Below are 13,648 nucleotides of genomic sequence, written 5' to 3' on the forward strand. Positions count from 1 at the left end.
GATCCTGCGAGGTTTGCCATGGCTGACTACAAAGCGCCCCTGCGCGATATGCGCTTCGTCCTCAATGAAGTGTTCGAGGTCGCGAAACTCTGGGCCCAATTGCCGGTGTTGGCCGATACCGTGGATGCCGAAACGGTCGAAGCGATCCTTGAAGAAGCCGGCAAAGTCACCAGCAAAAGCATCGCGCCCCTCAGCCGCGCCGCTGACGAAGAAGGTTGCCATTGGGCCGACGGCGCCGTCACCACGCCGGCAGGTTTCCCACAGGCCTACAAGACTTACGCTGAAGGTGGTTGGGTCGGTGTCGGCGGTGACCCGGTGTACGGCGGCATGGGCATGCCCAAGGCCGTTTCGGCCCAGGTCGAGGAAATGGTCAACTCCGCCAGCCTGTCCTTCGGCCTGTACCCGATGCTGACCGCCGGCGCCTGCCTGTCGATCAATGCCCACGCCAGTGAAGAACTGAAAGCGGCGTACCTGCCGAACATGTACGCCGGCGTCTGGGCCGGTTCCATGTGCCTGACCGAGCCTCATGCCGGTACGGACCTGGGGATCATCCGCACCAAGGCCGAACCCCAGGCCGACGGTTCCTACAAGGTCAGCGGCACGAAAATTTTCATCACTGGCGGCGAACACGACCTCACCGAGAACATCATTCACCTGGTGCTGGCGAAACTGCCGGACGCGCCGGCAGGCCCCAAGGGCATCTCGCTGTTCCTGGTGCCCAAGTTCATGGTCAATGCCGACGGCAGCCTGGGCGCGCGCAACGCGGCCAACTGCGGCTCGATCGAACACAAGATGGGCATCCAGGCATCCGCTACCTGCGTGATGAACTTCGACGAAGCCGTGGGTTACCTGGTAGGCGAGCCGAACAAGGGCCTGGCGGCGATGTTCACCATGATGAACTACGAACGTCTGGGCGTCGGTATCCAAGGCCTGGCCTCCGGTGAGCGTTCCTACCAGAACGCCATCGAATATGCCCGTGACCGCCTGCAAAGTCGTTCGCCAACCGGTGCGCAGAACAAGGACAAGGTCGCTGACCCGATCATCGTCCATCCCGACGTGCGTCGGATGCTGCTGACCATGAAAGCCTCGAACGAAGGCGGCCGGGCATTTTCCACCTACGTGGCGATGCAATTGGACACCGCCAAGTTCAGCGAAGATCCAGTCACGCGCAAGCGCGCCGAAGACCTGGTGGCGTTGCTGACACCGGTGGCGAAGGCCTTCCTGACCGACCTGGGCCTGGAAACCACAGTCCATGGTCAACAGGTGTTCGGCGGCCACGGTTACATTCGTGAATGGGGTCAGGAGCAACTGGTGCGTGACGTGCGCATCACCCAGATCTACGAAGGTACCAACGGTATCCAGGCGCTGGACCTGGTGGGGCGCAAGATCGTCGGCAGCGGCGGTGCGTTCTACAAGTTGTTTGCCGATGAAATCCGTCACTTCACGGCCACCGCGAGCAGCGACCTGGCGGAGTTCACCAAGCCGCTGAACGATGCGGTCGGTACGCTGGATGAGCTGACCGAATGGTTGCTGGACCGGGCGAAAAGCAACCCGAACGAAATCGGCGCGGCGTCGGTGGAGTATCTCCAGGCGTTTGGCTACACCGCGTATGCCTACATGTGGGCGTTGATGGCCAGGGCGGCCTTGGGCAAAGAAAGCCAGGATGATTTCTACGCGAGCAAATTGGGCACGGCGCGGTTCTATTTCGCCCGCCTGCTGCCGCGTATTCACTCCTTGAGTGCTTCGGTGAAGGCAGGGAGCGAGTCGCTGTTCTTGCTGGAGCCCGGACAGTTCTAAAAACTGATATTGTGTAAGCAAACGCTTACACAATGTGCTGGCGTTTTCCCTCTATCGGCAGGTTGGATCCAAGGCTAATCTACTTCACATGGACGCCGCGCAGGATGCGCAAAAGTAACAACACGGACACGTAGGATTCTGCCAGGAAGGCGGAGTGAAATGGATGTCAGGGAAACAGTCTGCAAAGCCCCGCTTCGGCGGGGTTTTCTTTTGCGTGCGTTTTTTGTTCCTGGCAGGCGCCCTCCATCGGGCCTGCTTCTGGTTGCGTTTCACTGAACCCTGGCGAGCGGGCTGGGGTCAATGAGCTATATGGCAATTTGGCCATCGTCGATCAGGGAGTCATCCATGGATTTCATTCGTATCATTATCGCCATCCTGCTGCCGCCATTGGGTGTGTTTCTGCAGGTGGGTTTTGGCGGGGCTTTCTGGCTGAATATCCTGCTGACGCTGCTGGGTTATATCCCCGGCATCGTGCATGCGGTGTACATCATCGCCAAGCGCTGAGGCCATGAGGGATTTATCTGTGGCGAGGGAGCTTGCTCCCGCTCGATTGCGCAGCAATCGCAAAAACATTGGGACCGCTGCGCGCTCCAGCGGGAGCAAGCTCCCTCGCCACAATGAGCGCCGTTGTCATAGACCGCAATTGATCACCCTGCGATAAAACAACCACTCATGCTCCAGCGCATGAGCCTGGTTCGCCGCCTTGCGAAAACCATGACGCTCATCCGGGTAGTAGTGCGCTTCGACCGTAACGCGGTTCTGCTCCAAAGCCCTGACCATGTCCCGAGTCTGCTGTGGCACGACCACGGCGTCCAGCTCGCCTTGAAAGAAGATCACCGGTACGCGAATCCGCCCGGCATGCAGCAGCGGCGTCCGGGCGCGGTAGCGTTCGGCATCCTTTTGCGGGTCGCCGATCAGCCAGTCCAGGTAATCCCCTTCGAACTTGTGCGTCGCGCGGCCGAGGGCGACGGGGTCGCTGACGCCATAGAGGCTGGCGCCGGCCCGGAACACCTCATGGAACGCCAGGGCGCACAGGGTTGTATATCCACCGGCACTGCCGCCACGAATGAATGCGCAGCGACCATCGATCAGGCCTTGTTCGTCCAGATACGCGACCACCGCGCAAGCATCCTCGACATCCACCACCCCCCAATTCAAGTGCAGCGCCTGTCGATACGCCCGGCCATAACCACTGCTGCCTCGATAATTGAGGTCGGCGACGGCGAAACCGCGTTGGGTCCAGTATTGGATACGCGGATCAAAGATGGGGTAGCAGGCTGAGGTCGGTCCGCCGTGGATAAACACCACCAGCGGCGGTTTCTCGATGGCAGTCATGGCCAGATAAAAGAACCCATGGGCTTCACTTGAGCCTGAGGGGTATCGCAGGGTGCGGGGCCGGCTGATCTGTTCGACGGGCAATGGCGCGACGCCGCCGGCCAGCACCGCCACTTCATGACTGTGCCGCTCGATGGCAATGACCGCCGATGGGCCGGTCGGCGAGGCTGCAACGGCGTAGATGAACCGCTCATCCAGCGCCAGGCTGCGAAAGCGGGTGTAGGTGCCGGTGAAGTCCTCAGCGACATCGTCAACGTGGCACAGGCCCAGGCGTCCAAAACCCGCTTCGGTCCAACTGGCTAGGTACGTGTGTTGGTCCAGCGGCAGCCAGGTGCAGCCACCCAGTTGCCACGGCGCTGGGGCGTGATCGGCTTGGGCGGCAGACAGCGGTTCCAGGCCCTGGTCCGACTCTAGCCAAGGCTGCCAATAACCACCGCGATCAGTCAGGCAATAAAGACGACTGGCCGTATCGAAGCGCGGTTGCTGGATGGACTCTTCTTCACCGTTGCCCGCGACACAGCGCGGCGTACCCCAACCCGTGGTATTGCGCTCGGCCAGCATCAAGCGCGTTGCGGTCCAGGGCTGATGCGGGCGGCTCCATTCAATCCAGGCGAGCCGCTGGCCGTCCGGGCTCACGGTAGGGGACGCGTAGAAATCCGCACCTTCGGCCAGCAGGTGTCGCTGATGATCCTCCAGCCCGATCGACACCAGGCGATGCTGGTTGGCCCGTTCTTCCACCGCCAGTACCTGGCCGTCGGCGAAGCTCAGATCCCCATAACGGCAGTCACCCGAGGTCAGCGCTATGGGGCGTTCGTCGTTCAGGGATTGGTGGTACAGCTGCTGGTCGGCCTCATTGACGAACAGCACACCGTAATGGCTCAGGCAGAATGATCCACCGCCGTATTCATAGACCCGGCTGCGCGCGCTGAATCCGTCCGGTGTCAGGCAGCGGGGCGTGGCGTCTTGCCAATGCCAGATCCGGCAAGCACCGTCTGCGGGGCGGTATTCATTCCAGAACAGGCCCAAAGGCCCGAGCTGCAGTTCGGCGAAGTCGGTGCCGGCGGCAACGGCCTGGGCGGCGCTGAAAGGCTCAGCCTTTGGCGATGAGGCGCGAGTTTCGTTCATTGCGAAAGGCCAATTGTTCGATGGTTTGCGTGGCGTGCTCGGCGTCTTCCCGCGCCTGCAGAATCACCCCGTGATGTGCGGATTTGCTGCACACCGGGTCGGCGTTGCTGGCGTCGCCGGTGAGCATGAACGCCTGGCAGCGGCAGCCGCCGAAGTCCTTTTCTTTTTCATCGCAGGAGCGGCACGGTTCGGGCATCCAGTCATAACCGCGGAAGCGGTTGAAGCCGAATGAGTCGTACCAGATGTGCTGCATGCTGTGGTCGCGCACGTTGGGAAATTGCACCGGCAACTGGCGGGCACCGTGACAGGGCAATGCCGTGCCGTCCGGCGTGACGGTGAGGAAAATGCTGCCCCAGCCGTTCATGCAGCCCTTGGGGCGTTCTTCGTAGTAGTCCGGCGTGACGAAGATCAGCTTGCATGGATTGCCTTGCGCTTGCAGCTTGGCGCGGTATTCATTGGTGATGCGCTCGGCGCGTACCAATTGCTCCCGGGTGGGCAGCAGGCCGACGCGGTTGAGCTGCGCCCAGCCGTAGAACTGGCACGTGGCGAGTTCGACGAAGTCGGCTTCCAGGGCGATGCACAGCTCGATGATGCGATCGATCTTGTCGATGTTGTGCCGGTGGGTCACGAAGTTCAGCACCATCGGATAACCGTGAGCCTTCACCGCCCGGGCCATTTCCAGTTTTTGCGCAAAGGCTTTCTTCGAGCCGGCCAGGAGGTTGTTCACCTGCTCGTCGCTGGCCTGGAAACTGATCTGGATATGGTCGAGGCCGGCCTTCTTGAAGTCGCTGATTTTCTGCTCGGTCAGGCCGATGCCGGAAGTGATCAGGTTGGTATAGAAACCCAGCCTGCGCGCCTCGCCGATCAACTCGGCCAGGTCCTGGCGCACCAACGGCTCGCCGCCGGAAAAGCCCAACTGCGCGGCGCCCATCTCGCGGGCTTCGCGAAAGACCTTGAACCACTGTTCGGTGCTCAACTCCTGGCCCTGCTCGGCGAAGTCCAGCGGGTTGGAGCAATACGGGCATTGCAGCGGGCAACGGTAGGTCAGCTCGGCCAGCAGCCACAATGGCAGGCCGACTTCAGGCTTGGGCGGCAGCCCGGCGGTGTCAGACAAGTTCGATCCAGTGCTGTGCACGGGCGACCTCCATGAATTGCTCGATGTCGTCACCGAGTTCCGGCACGTCGGGAAACTGCTTCGCCAACTCGCCGACGATGGCCGCGACATCCCGTTCACCGTCGATCAGCCCGCCGATCAGCGCAGCGCTGTCGTTCAGCTTGATCATGCCTTCAGGATAGAGCAGCACATGGCCTTTCTGCGCCGGTTCGTACTGGAAGCGATAGCCGGGGCGCCAGCGTGGGGTTTGGCTGCGGTTAAAACTCATAAGGTAATTCCTTTGTGCCAAACCCGTTGGGCGGTCACGCTGTGATAGGGCGGGCGGTTCAATTCGTAAGCCATGCTCATGGCGTCGAGCATGCTCCAGAGGATGTCCAGTTTGAACTGGAGAATCTCCAGCATTCGCTCTTGCCCTGCGCGGGTGGTGTAGTGCTGCAAGGTGATCGCCAGGCCATGCTCCACGTCACGCCGGGCCTGGCCCAGGCGGGTGCGGAAGTATTGATAGCCGGCTGGGTCGATCCACGGGTAGTGCTGCGGCCAGCTGTCCAGGCGCGATTGGTGGATCTGCGGGGCGAACAGTTCGGTCAGCGAGCTGCTGGCGGCTTCCTGCCAGCAGGCCCGCCGGGCGAAGTTGACGTAGGCGTCCACGGCGAAACGCACACCTGGCAGCACCAATTCCTGAGAGCGCAGTTGATCGGGGTCCAGGCCCACCGCCTGGCCCAGCCGCAGCCAGGCTTCGATACCGCCGTCTTCGCCGGGCGCGCCGTCGTGGTCGAGCAGGCGCTGGATCCACTCGCGGCGGATCTCCCGGTCCGGGCAGTTGGCCAGGATCGCGGCATCCTTGAGCGGAATATTCACCTGATAGTAAAAACGGTTCGCGACCCAGCCCTGGATCTGCTCGCGAGTGGCGCGGCCCTCATACATCGCCACGTGATAGGGGTGATGGATGTGGTAATACGCGCCCTTGGCACGCAGGGCGGCTTCGAACTCGGCGGGGGACAGGGGGGTGTCAGTCATTTCAGTTGCTCCTACAGTTCAATACTCATGCCGTCGTAAGACACTTCGACATTGCGCCGCACCAGCTCGGCCCGTTCGGCGGAGTCTTCATCGAGGATCGGGTTGGTGTTGTTGATATGAATAAGGATCTTGCGCTGATTGGGCAGGCACTCCAGCACTTCCAGCATTCCGCCGGGCCCATTCTGTGCCAGGTGGCCCATTTCCCGGCCGGTGCGGGTGCCAACGCCACGGCGCTGCATTTCATCGTCGTCCCACATCGTGCCGTCCACCAGCAGGCAATCGCTGCCGGCCATGATCTCCAGCAATGACTCGTCGACCTTGCCCAAGCCGGGGGCATAGAACAGTTTGCCGCCGGTGCGCAGGTCTTCGACGATCAGCCCGATGTTGTCGCCTGGATGTGGGTCGAAGCGGTGCGGTGAATAGGGCGGTGCGGCGCTACGCAGGGGCAGCGGGGTGAAGCGCAGGTTCGGGCAGGCCGGGATGGTGAACGATTGGTCGAGTTCGATACGGTTCCAGCTCAACCCGCTGTTCCAGTGGGTCAGCATGTTGAACAGCGGAAAGCCCGTGCTCAGGTCTTCATGGACCATGTCGGTGCACCAGACCTGGTGCGGGCAACCTTCACGCAGGCTGAGCAGGCCGGTGGTATGGTCGATCTGGCTGTCCATCAGGATGATCGCGCCAATGCCGGTGTCGCGCAGGGCCCGGCCCGGCTGCATCGGGGCGAACGCCTGGAGCTGGGCGCGAATGTCCGGGGAGGCGTTGCACAGCACCCAGTTCACACCGTCATCGGACAGGGCGATGGACGATTGGGTGCGCGCCTGGGCCCGCAGGCTGCCGTCGCGAAAACCTGCGCAATTGGCGCAGTTGCAGTTCCACTGGGGGAAACCGCCACCGGCGGCAGAACCTAGAATCTGGACGAACATGGCTGCTCCATCTGCAAACCGAAATAAAAACGCCTCGGCTGGCCGAGGCGTAGTGCTGCGTGCTTAACCGCCTGCAGCATTCAACGGCTGGCGAAGTACATGGTGACTTCGAAACCGATACGCAGGTCGATATATGCGGGTTTGGACCAGGACATGGGAATACTCCTTTGGTTGGGATGCTTTCGTTAGTTGGAACGGTTGAGACCTATACATATAGTCCACCTCCGCGCGGAGATGTTCAGATGCTTAGGCGGCTATGTTACTAAATCTGACAGATCGTTCGCCGCGATTCTCGAAGAAAGCTCATTACGGCCGCTGCAATGATCACTGCGGCGCTTGCCAGCGCTCTCCCGGGCAGGCTCCATTGCTCAGGCAATACCATCCCCCTTCAGCCTCGATCAGACGTTGGGCGGCTCTTTGTAGCTGCGTGCGATCCAGGTACACGATGGCAGCGGAGAGTTGTTCAAGATAATCCGACGGGTGGCCGGCCAGCTTGCCCTGCCAGAGCAGTTCGGCGGCCTGGGCGCAGGGCAGGGCGGTGCTCTGGAATTGGGCGGCAAGCGCCTGCTGCTGGCCGGTCAGGGAGACATCATCGAGTTGCTGGAGCAACGCCGGTAGCCCGGCCAGGAACTGTTCGATGTGGGCGCTCAGTTGCGTCGCCGAAAGGCTGGGCGATTGGACGCCGAACAATATCCCGGTTTGCCCGTCGATCTGCTTCAACCCACTGAACACCGCGTAGCCCAACTGCAACTCGACGCGCAGGCGCTGATAGAACGGCGTCTGACACAGCTGTGCCAGCAATCGCCAGGCGGCTTCGTCGGCCAGCGTCGGGATGGCTGTCGGGCAAAACAGCAACACGGCCGGTTCTTCGCCGTGAGTCTGGAGCGTATGCCAGAGGCGTTGTCCGCGAGGTGCCGGCGCCAGGCTGGCTTCATCACCGGCAATGCCCGGCACTCGGGCTAACGCAGGGCCCAACGCCCCTTGGGTGGCCGCCGACAGGCCGATGCACAGCCCGTCCCATCGGGCCGTTGTCCACACGCTTTGGTCGCTGTCGGGCATTGGCAACGCTGACGCTTGGCGGTTGGGGCGGCAGTGATCTGGCAGCGCCTTCAACAGATGCCGAATCGGCATCGGCGGGGGTTCGTGACGGGCCAGGGCCATTGGCAGCGGTTGCGCAAGCTTCGTCAGAATGTGTTCGAGCACCAACGGTATCGGCGCCTGTAAGCCAATCAGTTTCAGTAGCCATTGATTACCGGAGGACTGGAAGCTGACATCCACGCCGGCCTGGCGAGCATCCTCTCGCACATCCTGCAGGTGCCGGTCGAGCCTGGATTGAAAGTCCTGCGGTGTCTGGGTCGCCAGTTGCCAGCGCAGGTACACCGCGCCTTCACGACCGTTGTCTGGCAGCGCCTGGCTGAACTGCATGGGTGAGCGTTCCCGACGCCCCCGGGAGCGGTCCTGGGCGAAGGTTCGCAAGCCGCGGTGGGCGCTGGTCTGGCCGCGTATCAGCCCGGCGCGGGGCGCTTCGCTTGGCGTTTGCAGGAACGCATTGGGTGCGGGCAACTGCCAGGGTTCCACGACGTTATCGGCGGGGTGCAGTTGCCTGAGGATTTCCCTGAGCCTCACGAGGTCGTTTGCCAACAGCGGCCCGTCACGTCCTTCACCGTCCCAGCGGGCCACCTGCAAGGCCGATCCTGTCTCCTGCCGGCGCTGCAACAGTGCGGTGAACTCCTGGCGCAACGGCGCCCAGTCGACCTGGGCGGCAAAGAACCCCAGCCAGTCGTGCAGCAAAGGCTGGATTTGCGCCGATGCCGGAGCGTTGGCGTGTTTGAATTCGATGTGCAGCAGCGCCTGCCCGGCAAACTCATACAGCGCGGTGGCCTTGAGGCTGTCAGCCAGGCCGCGCTGACGCAACGTGGCGAGCAAGCCGCCCGGTTTGCTGGAGTTCAGCCACATACAGAGAAAGTCCAGGGCTTGAGGCGAGGCGGCCGGTAAATCTTCGAAGGCGAACAGCAGATCAAGGCAACCCTCGCGGGCCTGTTGATAACTTGTCGGGGACGATGCCATCAAACTTGGTGGTGCCGGCCTGGCAAGCGCTTCGCCGGCAGGTAGGTGGCTGTCGAACTGTTCAGCCAGCGCTTTCAAGGCGTCGATGCTTTGCGGGCCGGCCAGGCTCAGGGTCATCTGGCCGCTCTGGTAAAAGCGGCGATAGAAGTCGTGCAATGCGCTTTGGAATTCGCTTTGCGCCACCGCGAGGCTGTCGCGATTGCCGGCATGGAAACCCCGCAGCGGATGGCTCGCCGACAGGCCGTCATGCAAGGCAAGCTGTCGCTGGGCTGCAGCATCCTGGGACCAGGCGATGAACTCGGCGTGCAGCACTTCTCGCTCGCGCAACTGATCGGCCTCATCCAGGCGTGGGTGAGTGAGCATGTCCCCCAGCCGTTCCAGTCCCTCGGCGAAGGTTGCGGGTGGCAATTCGAAGAAAAAATCCGTGGTGCGTTCGCTGGTGCGTGCATTGACTTGGCCGCCATGGCGCTGCACGTAGGCCATCAGGTTCTCCCCAGCGGGAAAACGCTCGGTGCCGAGGAAGAACAGATGCTCGAGCAAGTGCGCCAATCCCGGCCAGGCCAGGGGCGCGTCATGGCTGCCAGCCGCGACTCGCAGTACTGCAGCGCTGCGCTTGAGGCCTGGGACGTGACGCAATGTCACCCGCAAGCCGTTGGCCAGGGTTTCAGTGTGGGGGCGGAGGGAGTCGGGGGCCGGCATGAGCGCTTCCAGAACAAAGATGCGCTCATGCTAGCGGATTAGGCCGCGTTCTCAATCCTCAATCAGTGTTTGTGCAGGTCGTCGTAAAGCTCAGGACGGCGATCGTGCAGGTAGTTGTAGGCCGCACGGGAGTCGTCCATTAGTTGTCGATCCAGTTCTGCGACGATCAAGGCCTCATCCAGCCCTGCAAGCGCCGGGCGGCTGCCATTCGGCGCGGCGATACTGCTTTGGCCGCAATACTGCAATTCACCTTCGTGGCCGCAGTAGTTGGCGTACGCCACGAAACACTGGTTCTCGATGGCCCGGGCCCGCACGGTGACGTCGGCGATGAACTCGTAGGGTTGCATGTTGGCGGTCGGCACCAGGATCAGCTCGGCGCCGGCCAAGGCCAGGCGTCGGGCATTTTCCGGAAATTCCAGGTCGTAGCAGACCAGGAGGCCAAGCTTCCAGCCATTGAGCTCAACGATGGGCAATGCGGCGTCGCCGGCGCTGAACATGGCGTGATCGAGGTCGCCGAACAGGTGGCTCTTGCGGTAGTTGGCCAGGCGCTCACCCTGGGCGTCGATCAGTTGCACGGCGTTGTAGATCTGCCCGTCTTCGCCGCGCTCAGGGTAGCCGTAGACAATCGCCAGGCCGGCAGCCTTGGCAATGCGGGCGATCTGTTGCGCCCACTCGCCGTTGTAGACCTCGGCCAATACATTCACTGCGTCGACGCCGATGTTGTAGCCGGTCAGGAACATCTCCGGCAGCACCAGCACATCGGCGCCCCTGGCTTCCAGCGCCACCTGGTGCAGGCGGTGCAGGTTGCCGGCCGGATCCAGTGGCAGCGGCGGGCATTGGTAGAGGGCTACACGCATCGAAAACTCCTTTTATTCGGGCAGGGCGATCGGACCGATCTCATGGAACACATCACCAGGACCCGGGTTCTCGGCGTGAGTTTCACCGCCGAAGTGCTTCATGATCCCCCACACGGCATTGAGTGAGGTCTGTACCGCGCCTTCGACCCAGGCCGGTGTCCATGAGACGTCATCACCGGCGATAAAGATCCCGCGTTGTTCGGCCGGCATGTCGTCCTGCATGAAATGCGCATACATGCGCTGGTTGTAGCGATAGTGGCCGGGCAGGGCGCCCTTGAATGCGCCGAGGAAATGCGGGTCGGCTTCCCAGGACACGGTAATCGGATCGCCGATGATCCGCGCGGCGATGTCCACCTTGGGATAGATTTTCTTCAGGGCATCGAGGGCCAGCTTCACGCGTTTTTCCACCGGGTGCGGGAGCATTTTCAGCGCGTCGCTCATCCAGGAATACGATAGGCAAATCACCCCTGGCTTGTCGTCCCCGTTGTCGAACAGGTAGGTGCCACGGGTAAGACGGTCGGTCAGGGTCATGCTCATCAGGTCGCGGCCGGTCTCCGGGTCCTTGTCCTTCCAGAATGGCCGGTCGACCATCACGAAGGTCTTTGACGATTGCATGTAGCGGGTGCGGTCCAGGGCCATCCACATCTTTTGCGAGAACAGCGCTTCTTCACATTCGATCTGGGTGGTCAGCAGCCAACTCTGGCAGGTGACCAGCACAGCGGCGTACTCACGGGTGTTTTCCCACACGTCCGTCACGCTGAACCGGCCATCAGCCGCGCGGGCGATGCGCTTCACGCCGCTGCGTGGGGCACCCAGGTGCAGCGAATTCAGGCTGGTCCCTTGCGGCCAGTGCGCGCAGCGTTCCGGCACGTGGTTCCAGATGCCGTGGGGCACCTGCTCGACGCCGCCGACCACCAGGTGTTGGTGGTCGTCGCAGTTGGTCATCACGACCCGGAAGATTTCCAGCATCGAATTGGGGAAGTCCGAATCCCAGCCGCCGGTGCCGAAACCGACCTGGCCGAACACTTCGCGGTGCTGGAAAGAGAGCTTGGCGAAGGCCTTGGAGGTGGCGACGAAGTCGTAGAAGGTGCGGTCGTCCCACAGTGGCACCAAGGTGTTCCACAGCGCCTTGAGGCGTGGCACGTCGCGGTCGCGGATCGCCTGTTGGATGTCGCCGAAGCGCGAGCCATCCTCCAACGCATCGGCCCAGGCGTCGGCGACTTCCTGGAACAGCACGGGAAGGTCCGCCAGTTTCTGTGCGTAGTAGGTCTGGCCTTCCAGGTCGATGACCGTGCTGCCGGACGCGGGGGTCAGCGGGTTGGGGAATGGTTTGGTCTCCAGCCCCAGCTTGTCGACGTAATGGTAGAACGCGGTGGAGGACACTGGAAAACGCATGCCGCCCAGCTCGGCGATCACCCCTTCGGCGCCATTGAACGCTTGTGAGCGCAGGCGCCCACCCATCTTCGACGCCTCGTAGACCACGGGTTTGAGACCCAGCTTCATCAGCTCGTACGCCGCCACCAGGCCGGCGATCCCGGCCCCGACAATCGCCACTTCGGTACCGTGGTTGTGGGCGGGTATGCTGCCCAGGCCAGCCGGATGCTCGATCCAGTCGTCAAAGGCGAAAGGAAAGTCCGGCCCGAAAATGGTGATGGGCTTCTTACCGTCTGCTGGGTGGCGATTGTTCTTGTTCATGGCTGACCTTGATGGGCGACTCGACGCGGTGTTCGCGTCTGAGTATAGGAAAGATGCCAGCCATTCTAGGGAGGGTGGAACACGTTAATAAGACACAATATGTCGTCGTTTTGAGCGTATGGCAGTCATTTTGATCTATCCATAAATCATAATGACGAAGTTTCTCCACTGTGGGAGCTTGCTCCCGATAGCGGTGCGTCAGTCCATGAAGGTGCTGAGTGAATTAACGCCATCGCGAGCTCGCTCCCACAGAAACGCGCCCTAACAATTGTCTGCGCGATCAACAGCAACAGATACCCGCCGAAACTCCTATGATTATTCCCTTGAGGTTATATATCCTGGGTGGCATATTCGTATGAAATGGGACGTTGAATACACTGACGAATTTGAGTTGTGGTGGGACCGGCTCAGTGAGCCAGAGCAGGACTCGGTACAGGTCTCGGTGATGCTGCTCGGCGATACCGGGCCTTATCGTGTGCTCTATGCGTTTGATCCACGACGCTGCGCCATCCTGCTGATTGGGGGAGACAAGACCGGCCAGGACCGTTGGTATCAGCAATATGTGCCTTTGGCCGAACGCCTCTATGACGAGCATTTGGAAGTATTGAAGAGAGAGGGCTTTGACCATGGCTAAGAAATTTTCCGATTTGATGGCGCGTCGTTCGCCTGACTCCCAGGCGCGTGCACAGGCTCTGTATCAGCGGTTGCGTGCAGAAATGCCGTTGCACGAGTTGCGTCAGGCACAGGAGTTGAGCCAGGAGGCCTTGGCCAAGGCACTGCATATCAACCAGGCGGCAGTCTCGAAAATGGAGCGCCGTACGGACATGTACATCAGCACATTGCGCAACTACATCCGGGCCATGGGGGGGGAGTTGGAAATTATCGCGACCTTCCCGGAGGGGCAGGTCAGGATCGAAAATTTCTCCCATCCAACACCGTAACTTGCGTTGTTCCCTTTGGGAGCGAGCCTGCTCGCGATAGCATCGGTTCAGTCAGCAATTTCATGGACTGACAGATCG

General features: G+C 61.6%; 13 protein-coding genes. 4 read left to right on the forward strand and 9 right to left on the reverse strand.

Going from position 1 to position 13,648, the window contains the following annotated elements:
- Positions 1–18: 18 nt before the first annotated feature.
- Both BT116_RS08810 and BT116_RS08815 read left to right on the forward strand, forming a co-directional pair.
- Positions 19–1,797 (forward strand): acyl-CoA dehydrogenase C-terminal domain-containing protein, encoded by a 1,779-nt coding sequence (locus BT116_RS08810; protein WP_072342406.1) that lies wholly within the window; start codon positions 19–21, stop codon positions 1,795–1,797.
- Positions 1,798–2,142: 345 nt separating this feature from the next.
- A complete protein-coding gene (locus BT116_RS08815; protein WP_003177654.1) occupies positions 2,143–2,301 on the forward strand; it encodes a YqaE/Pmp3 family membrane protein in 159 nt (52 codons plus the stop codon).
- 126 nt (positions 2,302–2,427) lie between these two features.
- Here the strand turns inward: BT116_RS08815 and BT116_RS08820 are convergent, their stop codons facing one another.
- From BT116_RS08820 to BT116_RS08860, 9 genes are all read right to left on the reverse strand, one after another.
- The gene (locus BT116_RS08820; protein ID WP_072342409.1) at positions 2,428–4,257 is read right to left on the reverse strand and encodes a S9 family peptidase; all 1,830 of its coding nucleotides are present in this window, start codon (positions 4,255–4,257) and stop codon (positions 2,428–2,430) included.
- Positions 4,223–5,392, reverse strand: a complete 1,170-nt coding sequence (pqqE, locus tag BT116_RS08825) for a pyrroloquinoline quinone biosynthesis protein PqqE (RefSeq protein WP_072342412.1) — start codon at positions 5,390–5,392, stop codon at positions 4,223–4,225. The genes BT116_RS08820 and pqqE overlap by 35 nt, the downstream gene beginning before the upstream one ends.
- Positions 5,364–5,639 carry a pyrroloquinoline quinone biosynthesis peptide chaperone PqqD gene (gene pqqD / locus BT116_RS08830; RefSeq protein WP_063324089.1) on the reverse strand — a complete coding sequence of 92 codons (276 nt, stop codon included), beginning with the start codon at positions 5,637–5,639 and terminating at the stop codon, positions 5,364–5,366. Before pqqD ends, pqqE begins: the two co-directional genes overlap by 29 nt.
- Positions 5,636–6,388 (reverse strand): pyrroloquinoline-quinone synthase PqqC, encoded by a 753-nt coding sequence (pqqC, locus tag BT116_RS08835; RefSeq protein WP_072342414.1) that lies wholly within the window; start codon positions 6,386–6,388, stop codon positions 5,636–5,638. Before pqqC ends, pqqD begins: the two co-directional genes overlap by 4 nt.
- Positions 6,389–6,399: 11 nt before the next feature.
- Positions 6,400–7,311, reverse strand: coding sequence for a pyrroloquinoline quinone biosynthesis protein PqqB (pqqB, locus tag BT116_RS08840; RefSeq protein WP_072342417.1), 912 nt, complete (start codon positions 7,309–7,311; stop codon positions 6,400–6,402).
- Between the two features lie 80 nt (positions 7,312–7,391).
- Positions 7,392–7,466, reverse strand: coding sequence for a pyrroloquinoline quinone precursor peptide PqqA (gene pqqA / locus BT116_RS08845; protein ID WP_003177660.1), 75 nt, complete (start codon positions 7,464–7,466; stop codon positions 7,392–7,394).
- Between the two features lie 169 nt (positions 7,467–7,635).
- Positions 7,636–10,077, reverse strand: a complete 2,442-nt coding sequence (gene pqqF, locus BT116_RS08850; protein WP_072342420.1) for a pyrroloquinoline quinone biosynthesis protein PqqF — start codon at positions 10,075–10,077, stop codon at positions 7,636–7,638.
- Between the two features lie 62 nt (positions 10,078–10,139).
- Positions 10,140–10,934, reverse strand: a complete 795-nt coding sequence (locus BT116_RS08855; protein WP_072342423.1) for a carbon-nitrogen hydrolase family protein — start codon at positions 10,932–10,934, stop codon at positions 10,140–10,142.
- A gap of 12 nt (positions 10,935–10,946) precedes the next feature.
- Positions 10,947–12,629, reverse strand: coding sequence for a flavin monoamine oxidase family protein (locus BT116_RS08860; RefSeq protein ID WP_072342425.1), 1,683 nt, complete (start codon positions 12,627–12,629; stop codon positions 10,947–10,949).
- Between the two features lie 355 nt (positions 12,630–12,984).
- Between BT116_RS08860 and BT116_RS08865 the strand changes: the two genes are divergently transcribed.
- Together BT116_RS08865 and BT116_RS08870 are read left to right on the forward strand one after the other, a co-directional pair.
- On the forward strand, positions 12,985–13,263 hold the full coding sequence (locus BT116_RS08865; protein WP_072342427.1) for a type II toxin-antitoxin system RelE/ParE family toxin: 279 nt from the start codon (positions 12,985–12,987) through the stop codon (positions 13,261–13,263).
- Positions 13,256–13,570: an XRE family transcriptional regulator gene (locus BT116_RS08870; RefSeq protein ID WP_072342430.1), complete on the forward strand. Its 315-nt coding sequence runs from the start codon at positions 13,256–13,258 to the stop codon at positions 13,568–13,570. Before BT116_RS08865 ends, BT116_RS08870 begins: the two co-directional genes overlap by 8 nt.
- Positions 13,571–13,648 lie beyond the last annotated feature (78 nt).

The sequence above is a fragment of the Pseudomonas sp. NFACC16-2 genome (genome assembly GCF_900119205.1).
In the GTDB taxonomy this organism is placed as follows: domain Bacteria; phylum Pseudomonadota; class Gammaproteobacteria; order Pseudomonadales; family Pseudomonadaceae; genus Aquipseudomonas; species Aquipseudomonas fluorescens_Q.